General features: G+C 41.9%; 1 protein-coding gene. It reads right to left on the reverse strand.

Features of this window, described 5'->3' with window-relative positions; all coding sequences use genetic code 11:
* The coding region (locus Q8M41_RS12045; RefSeq protein ID WP_305365527.1) for a SusD/RagB family nutrient-binding outer membrane lipoprotein at positions 1–1,481 on the reverse strand (1,481 nt) is incomplete at both ends.

The raw sequence follows: 1,481 nt of genomic DNA on the forward strand, positions 1-1,481 counted from the left end.
AGTTTTGCAACTCCGGTTGCAAGACCCGGTGCGTTTGTTTGGGTCTCACCAATCACAAATGGTGTACGACGAATAACCTGATCCTTAGACACGAATAAACTCTCTGAATTCATTCTTGGATATAGTTTAGGGAAACCGGTACGACGATATTCAGCCCATGCTTCAACTCCATTTGGCCATAAAGCAATCCACTTTTGTGTGATTACCTGCTCTAATTGCTTCGCTGGATCTGCTGACCAAACCACAGTAATATCGCTCAATGCAGGTGAAACTACAGCGCCTGTTACAGCGATTGGAGTTTTTGTACTTGCAGTATAAGCTGCAATTGCAGCTGCATCAGAAATACCCCATTGTTTCATCGAGGTTTCGATTCCTTTATCATAGAACGTTTTTGCAGTACCTGCACCCATGTTCCATCCTTTCAATGCACCTTCTGCTCTTAAGAACCACGCTTCTGCAGCCATCATAACCTCAAATGGATTAGTAGTCTGATTTGCCGGTAAGAATCTGTCAGCTACGTTTGACAGCTTCGTGTTCTGATTCTCCGGTAAACCTAATTCAACCTGAGTATATCCATTACGGATACCTTTGAAAGTTGCAGTTGTTCCCGGAAGCGGAGCATAGAACTTAGAAATACGAGGATCTTCAAAACCGGTTAATACAGACTCCATTGCAGCACTCATACGGAACTCATTCCAGGCTGTTGCCTGGTTAAAGCTGTTGATGTTATTTGCAGTTGTTTTCACAAATGCATCATGAGCATTGGTTTCCATTACTCCGCCTGCTACAGCAGCTTCAGCATTGGTTTTTGCCAATGCAGGCTCTACTCCAGAGATACGGATAGCAATACGAAGACGTAGAGTGTTTGCGAATAAAATCCACTTATCAACATCACCACCATAAACAAGGTCATTGCTTCCAAGTACATTTTTTCCTTTAAATGCTTGAAGATCAGCAGTTGATTTAGCTAATGTAGTCAGGAAATCTTTGTAGATAACATCCTGCGCATCATAATCAACAGACTTTAGTCCGTTTCCTACCGCAGAGTATGGAATCGGTCCCCAGTTATCAGTTACTGGCTGATAAACTTTAACTTTCCAGATATTGGCTATGGCATAAACAGCTGGATTGGCTGCTTTACCACCCGGTGCTGTATTTTCCAATACACCTAATAATGCTGGAATCTGGTTATAAAAACCATTAAAAGCACCATTCAGCCAGTTACCATTCATAAAGTTACGGTCTGAACCAAAATTCTGAGCGATGTTGCCATAATATTGTGCCTGTAAATCGCCAAACAAACTCTGGAATAATTGCCATGAAAACATGACACCTCTGTGCTGAGATGCTGCAAATGCATTACCTACAGCCGATGCATCAAGCTCCGTTAATCTGCTCGCATCAGTATTGTATTCTTCAAACTTGTCGGTACAAGATGAAATACCAATAGCTGTAACCAAGACTAAACTTGAAGCAATGAT

It is taken from the genome of Daejeonella sp. (genome assembly GCF_030684675.1).
In the GTDB taxonomy this organism is placed as follows: domain Bacteria; phylum Bacteroidota; class Bacteroidia; order Sphingobacteriales; family Sphingobacteriaceae; genus Daejeonella.